We start from the raw sequence: 7065 nt of genomic DNA, 5'->3' as shown, positions 1-7065 counted from the left end.
GGTGGGGGCCGCCTGCGCTGCGGCCGCCGGAGCCAGGGCGAGCGCCGCCACGGAGGCGGCGCCCCCGATGAGCAGGCTGCGCCGGCTGGGCGCGGGGCGCGCGGGGATGGTGAGGTCGGACATGGGCTGTGCTCCGTTTCAGGTTCGGTTCACGCTTGCGTCGAGGGGTCGGAAAGGGGGGTCCGGCGGGCTACTTCAGGCCGGTGGTCGCGATGCCCTCGATGAAGCGCTTCTGGAAGATGAGGAAGACCACGAGGATGGGGATGATGACGACCGTCGCGCCTGCGAGCAGCAGCCCGTAGTTCGTGCTGTTCTGGCCGGTCGAGTAGAGGGCGAGTGCCACCGGGAGGGTGTAGCGGTCCTCGGACTGCGCCACGACGAGCGGCCACAGGAAGTTGTTCCAGCTGCCGAGGAACGTCAGGATCCCGAGCGTCGCCAGGGCGGGACCGCACAGCGGGAGGATGATCCGGAAGAAGATCCGCAGCTCACCGGCGCCGTCGACGCGGCCCGCGTCGAGCAGGTCCTTGGGCAGCCCGAGGATGAACTGGCGCATGAGGAAGACGCCGAACGGGCTGACGAGGAACGGCAGGAAGAGGCCGGGGATCGTGTCGATGAGTCCGGCGTTCGCGACGAGGACGAAGAGCGGCACGAAGGTCACCACGCCGGGGATCATCAGGGTGCCCATGACGGCGATGAAGATGGCCTTCTTGCCCTTGAAGTCGAGCATGGCCAGGGCGTAGCCGAGCATCGAGCAGAAGATGAGGTTGCCGGCCGTCACGACGACTGCGACGAGGATGGAGTTGGTGAAGTACTTCCCGAAGCTCAGCTTGTTGAACAACTGCGTGTAGTTGTCGAGCGAGGCGTGCTGGGGCAGCCAGGTCGGCGGGATCTGGCGCAGCTCGCCCTCACCCTTGAAGCTGCCGAGCACCATCCAGATGAACGGGGCGATGACGGCGACGAGCGCGACGACGARCACGAGGTAGAGCCACCAACGGCCGCCCTGGCTCGCGCCGACCATGCCGGACCCGGTCCTGCCCGAGCGGGCGCGCCGGTTCGCCCGGCCCGGTGCGGGGGCCGGTCCGGTCGGCCGCTGTGCGGTGTCGACGGACATGGTCAGGTCCTCTCTCGGAGCAGGCGGAACTGGAGCGCCGTGACGATCGCGATGACGACGAAGATGAGGTAGCTCATCGCCGATGCGAGGCCGTAGTTGCCGAAACCGAACTGCTGGTAGGTGTACATCGACAGCGAGATCGTGCTGTTGAGTGGACCGCCCTGGGTCATGACGAACGGCTCCTCGAAGAACTGGAGGTAGCCGATGGCGGTGGTCACCATGACGAAGAGCAGGGTCGGGCGCAGCAGCGGCATCGTCACGAAGTGGAACCGCTTCCACGCGCTCGCGCCGTCGATGGCGGCGGCCTCGTGGAGCTCGGCGGGCACCGCCTGGAGGCCGGCGAGGAAGATGATCATCGCCGTGCCGAAGTTGCGCCACGACGCCATGAGGATCAGCGAGGGCATCGACCAGTTCGGGTCACCGAGCCAGTKGGGGCCGGTGATGCCGGCCCAGGCGAGCGCCGTGTTGATGAGGCCGCCGGGGTCCTGCAGCAGGAAGCGCCACACGACGGCGACGGCGACGATCGAGGTGATCACCGGCATGTAGAAGCCGAGGCGGAAGACCGCGCGGAAGCGGGTGATCCCCTTGTCCAGCGCGACCGCCGCGGCGAGGGCGACGACGAGCGTCAGCGGCATACCGACGAGCACGAAGTATGCGGTGTTGCCGGCGGCCTTGCGGAAGGTGGGGTCCGAGAGTGCCTTGGTGTAGTTGTCCAGACCGATGACGTTGACACTGAAGGGGTGTCGCAGGTCGCGGGCCCTGGTGTCGGTGATGCTCATGAAGAGGGACTGGATCACCGGCCAGGCGGTGAAGGCGAGGAAGAGCAGGCAGAAGGGGATCGCGAGGATCCAGGCCGCCCGCCCCTCCCGTCGGCGGGCCGTACCAGCCCGCTGACGGGACCCTCCGTCGCCCGCCCCCCGGGACGACCCGTCGTCGGGCCGTCCCGGAGCGGTGACCGGAGCTGGCGTCACGGGCCCGGTGGGGGACCCGGTCGKGCCGGTCTGGGCGGTCATCGGACTACAGACCCGTCCCGATGGAGTCGGCCTGCTGCTGGGCCGTCTTGAGGCCGGCGGCCGGGTCCTCACCGGTCTTGGTGATCTTCTCCATCTCGGTGTCGAGAGCCTTGACGGCCTGCTCCCACGTCGGGAACGACGGCGGCGCCTTGGCCGTCTCGAGCTGCTTGCCGAAGACGGCGAGCTTCTTGTCCGAGGCGAGGGCGGAGTCCTGCCAGGCGCTCTTGACCGAGGGGAGGTCGGTCGAGATGGTGTACCACTTCGACTGGACCTTGGGGTCGGCGAGCCACTGGACGAACTTCCACGCGGTGTCGCGGTTCTTCGTGTTCTTGAAGACGACGAAGTTCGAGCCACCGACGAAGGAGGACGAGCCGGCCGAGCCGGCGGGGATAGGCGCGACGTTGTACTTGTCCTTGAAACCGGCGCCGCCGACCTTCTCGACCGCGGACATCTCCCACGGGCCCGAGATGAACATCGGGACCCGGCCGCTGGCGAAGTCGGGCTCGGTCGTCGGGGTCGCCGGGGCACTCTTGTTGGAGATGCCGTCGGTGAAGAACGACTGGTAGTACTGCGTGGCCTTGAGCAGCTGCGGGCTGTCGAAGTTGTAGGCCTTGCCGCCGTTCTTCGTCAGGTCCGCACCCTCGCTCCACGCGAAGGGCATGACGGACTGCCACGAGCCCTCGCCGCCGGCCTGCAGGCCGATGCCCCACTTGGCGCCAGCCTTGGTCTGCATGGCCTTGGCCATGTCGTGCAGGCCCTTCCAGTCCGTGGGGACGGACTCGTAGCCGGCCTTCTTGGCGAGGTCGGAACGGTAGTAGACGACACGGGTCTCGACGTACCACGGGATGCCGTAGGAGGTGCCGTTCACCTCAGTCGTCTTCTGGGCGCCGTCGAAGAAGGCGGACTTGTCGATCTGGGCGGGCGTCGGGTCGAGTGCGTCGCTGCTGGCGAACTCACCCATCCACGTCGTACCGACCATCGCGACGTCCGGCGTCTTGCCGGCGGTGATGGCGGTCGTGAACTTGTCGTGTGCGGCAGACCACGGGATGGCCGTGACCTGGACCTTGACGCCGGGGTTGGCGCTCTCGAAGTCCTGGGTCAGCTTCGACAGGTTGTCGCCCTCGGCACCCATGGCCCAGACGGTGATCGTCCCGGTGGCCTTGCCGCTGCTGACAGCGGCCCCGGTCTGGCCGGCGGCGCCGCCGTTGTCGGCGCCGCGACCGCAGGCGCTCACGGTGAGGGCCGCGGCAGTCATGCACGCGACCGTGATGGCTGTGGTGCGTCTCATCGGTGTCTCGCTTTCTCGGGTGTTCTCCGACGGCTGTGTCGGGAGCGTGTGGGGTGGGGTTCAGGAGGGTGGTCGGCGATCGGCGCAGCCGCAGGATCCGCGGATGACGACCTCGGTCGGAAGGATCTGGGGCTCCAGCAGGGGCTGGCCTCCGGAGACACGCTGGTGCAGGCGCTCGGCGGCGATGACACCGAGCTCGTGGACGGGCTGGCGCACGGTCGTCAGGCCGGGCCGGACGTAGCGCGAGGTCATGACGTCGTCCCAGCCGACGACGGCGATGTCGCCGGGCACGTCGCGGCCGGCGTCCTGCAGATGGGTCATCACGGCGAGGGCGAGCTCGTCGTTKGCACAGACGAGGGCGTCGGTGTCGATCTCGCCGGCGAGGATCCGCTCGGCGACGGCCTCACCCTCCCCCTCGCGGAAGGGGACCTGCACCGGCGCGGCCGGCTCGAGGCCACGGGCGCGGTGGGCGGCGACGAAGCCGGCGTGGCGCTCGTTGATGTCGGGAGCGCCCCCGGGGTCACCGACGAAGACGAGCCGGGTGCGGCCGTGGGCCAGCACGTGCTCGGTGAGCTGCTCGGCGCTGTGGGCGTTCTCGGCGCGGACGCTCTCGATGCCCTCCTGGGGGGCGCCGGCGATGATGACGACGGGCTTCTGGCCGTGCAGGGCGCGGGCGACGGCCGGCGGCATGGCGGCCGAACCGAGGACCGCGATCGCGTCGACGTGGGTGGCGAGGTGGCGCACCGCGCGTGCGATGTCGGCCTTGCCCTCGGTGAGCATCAGCGTCACGCTCTGGCCCAGCTCGGCAGCGCGCGACTCGAAGCCCATGAGCAGCTCGGAGTAGTAGGGACCGGAGAGCTCGGGCAGGACGAGGCCGTGTGCCTCGTGGTGCCGCACGGCCAGGCTGCGGGCAGCTCCGAGCGGCACGTAGTTGAGCTCCTCGACGGCGTCGAGCACCTTCTGCGTGGTCTTCGGCGAGACGGTGCCGGCGCCCTGGAGCACGCGGGACACCGTGGCGATCGAGACGCCGGCGCGCTCGGCGACCGAGTAGATCGTGGCGCCGTTCGAGCCCGTCGGGATGGGGGGCGTCAGGGGGCTGCTGCCCGCGTCGTGCGCTGTCGCCATGGTTCCCACCTCTCGCGTCTCGTCGTTGAGTGATGTCGTACTTGTCCGTACCCGTGATCAGACCTGGCCGGAACTGTAAGCGCTTACATCCGCGGTTCCATACTGCACAGGTCCGGCCCGCGGCGCAAGGCCTCGGGCGAGTCGCAGACAGCGACGAGGGGCCGGTGGGCGTCATCGACACCCTCCCGGCCCCTCGTCGGAGGCGAGGTCACCAGACCCCGTCGTATGCGGTCAGCCACCGTCGCGGGGCCGCGTGCCATCAGGACAGTGAAACCTGAGGACCCCTGTGGCACAGCATCATTCGTGACGGGATGCCGGCAGCTGTCGTCGGCGAACAGTCAGCCCTGCATGAGGCCGATCATGTTGCCGTCGGCGTCCGCGAGGGCGGCGACGGTGCGGCCGCCACCGACGTTGGTGGCCTTCTGCGTGACCGTCGCACCGGCCTCGACGAGGGACGCCATGGTCGCCTCCAGGTCGTCGACCGACCAGAAGGGGGTGCTGCCCTTCAGTCCCTTGCGGTGGCCGGTGGGGTCGAGGGCGATCTCCTGGCCGTCGACGTTGTAGCCGACGTAGTAGGACTCGTCGGTGTGCGGCTGCGCGCCGAGCAGGATGGTGAAGACCTTCTTCGCGGCGTCCAGGTCCGCGACGGGGAAGATGAGCGTGTTCACGGCAGACATCGGTCTCTCCTTGGTGGTGGTGGTGGTGGTGGTCGCGGTGTCACATCGGGTGGCACCGGCTCGTCAGTGCTATGACGGATCACGAGCCGAGGATGTGACATCGATGGACGAGAGCTCTCGCGAACAATGGCTGGCCAGCGACTTCGAGCGGCAGCGACCGCGTCTGCGCGCGGTGGCCTACCGGGTGCTGGGCTCGGCGGCCGATGCCGACGACGCCGTCCAGGAGGCGTGGCTGCGGCTCAGTCGGAGCGATGCGAGCGACATCACCAACCTGGGCGGCTGGTTGACGACCGTCGTCGGACGGATCAGCCTCGACATGCTGCGGTCGCGCAGCTCCCGGCGCGAGGACAGCTGGGACGCGGGCCTGGCCGAGCTCGTCGGTCCTGGTGACGCCCGCACGGTGGCGGCCTCGCCGTCCCAGCAGCCGCCCGACCCGGCGAGCGAGGCCGAGCTCGCCGACAGCATCGGCGTGGCCCTGCTCGTCGTGCTCGACACACTCGCACCAGCCGAACGACTCGCCTTCGTGCTCCACGACCTCTTCGGTATGCCGTTCGAGCAGATCGCGGACATCATCGACCGCTCCCCCGCCGCTACCCGCCAGCTCGCGAGCCGCGCCCGGCGTCGCGTGCGGTCCGCCGACGCCGCCGAGTCCAGCCCGGCACGGACGCGGCAGCGGGAGGTCGTCACGGCCTTCCTCGCCGCGGCCCGGGGCGGCGACTTCGCGGCGCTGCTCGAGATGCTCGACCCCGACGTCGTGCTGACGGCCGATGCCGCGGCCGTCGCGATGGGGGCACCCGAGGCGCTGCGCGGGCCCGACGCCGTGGCCCAGCGGTTCAACGGCGGCGCCAGGTCGGCGCGCCTCGCAGCCTTCGACGGCGGCATCGGCGCGGTGTGGACGTTGCACGGCGAGCCCAAGGTGGCCTTCCGGTTCACTGTCGATGGCGACCGCGTCACCGGGATCGAGATGGTCGCTGATCGGGCCCGGCTCGACGCCATGGGGATCTACTACCTCAGCTCCTGAGCGGCAGGTGCCCGATCGGGCCGCGGGTTATCGTCGATGGTGTGGCAGAGGGGATGCGTGCAGCGGTCGTGCTCGGGTCGGGCGGGGCCCGTGGCTACGCCCACATCGGGGCGCTCGAGGTGCTTGCCGAGCGCGGGATCGAGGTCGTGTCGATCGCCGGAACCTCGATGGGCGCGCTCGTCGGCGGTGTGGCCGCGGCCGGCAGGCTCGAGGCCTACACCGAGTGGGCGCGGAGCCTGACCCAGCGCGAGGTGTGGCGGCTGCTCGACCTCAGCATCACCGGGCCCGGCGGCGCGATCCGGGCCGAGCGCATCATCGCCAAGGTCGGCGAGATCCTCGACGGGGCGACGATCGAGAGCCTGCCGATCCCCTACACGGCCGTCGCGACCGACATCAACGCGCGGCGCGAGGTGTGGTTCCAGCGGGGGCCCGTCGAGCACGCGATCCGGGCCTCGATCGCGATCCCGGGCGTCATCACCCCGGCCGTCATCAACGGGCGGGTGCTCGTCGACGGCGGCCTCATCAACCCCATCCCCATCGAGCCGACGGCGGCCGCCTCGGCCGACCTGACCATCGCGGTGTCGCTCTCGGGCATGCGGGTGGCCGGCGGGGCGACCACCCCGGTCAAGGCGTCGTCCGAGCCGCGACCGCACGAGGAGTGGACGAGCCGCCTGCGGCGCAKCGCCTCGGACGTGCTGGAGTCGGAGCGGGTGCGCGCCATCACCGGGCGGTTCGGCGGCCACGCCCGCGACGTCGACGCGGAGGCGACGCTGCCGGCGGCCGCCGCCACCGAGGTGCCGCAGACCCCGACGGACGCCCTCGTCGCGCGT

The 7065-nt window shown here is 70.2% G+C and carries 7 protein-coding genes; 2 read left to right on the top strand and 5 right to left on the bottom strand.

The genetic code is table 11. The features are described from left to right. Positions 1 to 190 precede the first annotated feature (190 nt). The 5 genes from AC1DP0_RS15185 to AC1DP0_RS15165 all read right to left on the bottom strand — a co-directional run bounded on the left by AC1DP0_RS15185 (position 191) and on the right by AC1DP0_RS15165 (position 5214). Positions 191 to 1111: a carbohydrate ABC transporter permease gene (locus AC1DP0_RS15185; protein WP_478085555.1), complete on the bottom strand. Its 921-nt coding sequence runs from the start codon at positions 1109 to 1111 to the stop codon at positions 191 to 193. Between the two features lie 2 nt (positions 1112 to 1113). After that, positions 1114 to 2082 (bottom strand): carbohydrate ABC transporter permease, encoded by a 969-nt coding sequence (locus AC1DP0_RS15180; protein ID WP_478085553.1) that lies wholly within the window; start codon positions 2080 to 2082, stop codon positions 1114 to 1116. 46 nt (positions 2083 to 2128) lie between these two features. Then, positions 2129 to 3379 (bottom strand): sugar ABC transporter substrate-binding protein, encoded by a 1251-nt coding sequence (locus tag AC1DP0_RS15175; protein ID WP_478085551.1) that lies wholly within the window; start codon positions 3377 to 3379, stop codon positions 2129 to 2131. A 93-nt stretch (positions 3380 to 3472) separates the two neighbouring features. Then, a complete protein-coding gene (locus tag AC1DP0_RS15170; protein ID WP_478085549.1) occupies positions 3473 to 4537 on the bottom strand; it encodes a LacI family DNA-binding transcriptional regulator in 1065 nt (354 codons plus the stop codon). 338 nt (positions 4538 to 4875) lie between these two features. Continuing rightward, entirely contained in the window at positions 4876 to 5214 is a 339-nt protein-coding gene (locus AC1DP0_RS15165) for a VOC family protein (RefSeq protein ID WP_478085547.1), read from the bottom strand. Positions 5215 to 5317: 103 nt separating this feature from the next. Between AC1DP0_RS15165 and AC1DP0_RS15160 the strand changes: the two genes are divergently transcribed. Together AC1DP0_RS15160 and AC1DP0_RS15155 are read left to right on the top strand one after the other, a co-directional pair. Next, the gene (locus tag AC1DP0_RS15160; RefSeq protein WP_478085545.1) at positions 5318 to 6235 is read left to right on the top strand and encodes a sigma-70 family RNA polymerase sigma factor; all 918 of its coding nucleotides are present in this window, start codon (positions 5318 to 5320) and stop codon (positions 6233 to 6235) included. A gap of 41 nt (positions 6236 to 6276) precedes the next feature. Then, the coding region (locus tag AC1DP0_RS15155) for a patatin-like phospholipase family protein (RefSeq protein WP_478085543.1) at positions 6277 to 7065 on the top strand (789 nt) is incomplete at its 3' end.

Source organism: Terrabacter sp. P5_B1, from assembly GCF_056400505.1.
The sequence above is the reverse complement of the archived record's forward strand: the minus strand, read 5'-3'. Positions and strand labels throughout refer to the sequence as shown.